Annotated in this window: 1 pseudogene; it reads left to right on the top strand. The window is 66.8% G+C overall.

Annotated elements, in window-relative coordinates:
* Window positions 1-395: pseudogene (locus AC1DT6_RS40645) on the top strand (DUF2235 domain-containing protein); the annotation flags it as partial.

The following is a 395-nucleotide window of genomic DNA, read 5'->3' as shown; positions in this document are numbered from 1 at the left end:
CACCTACGGGCGGGCCTTCGCCGCCGGCGGGCAGGCCCGCATCCTGTGGGGCCTGCTGCAGATCTACAACGCCGTGCACCGAGCGGCTTTTAGCGGTCAGTCCATGATGACCGATGACGAGATCGCCGCGAAGATCAAGGACTACGAGCGGCGCATCGACCACCAGCAGCGGCCCGACCCGGAGGACCCGCCGCGCAAGCGCAAGGACTGGCTCGTGCCGCTCACGCAGGAACTGTCGAAGAAGCTGCGGGCCAGGCTCGATGTCAAGCGGCTGCCCCGGATCCCGTTCGTGTCCGTGTCGGTGTTCGGCTTCTCGCGCGGCGCGGTCCAGGCGCGTGCCTTTTGCTACTGGTTCCAGGATGCGTTGCAAGACGGTAAGTTCGCGGCAAGTTCGC

It is taken from the genome of Cupriavidus sp. 01L45 (genome assembly GCF_056399885.1).
Note: the sequence above shows the minus strand (reverse complement) of the source record. Positions and strands in the feature narration are given on the sequence as shown.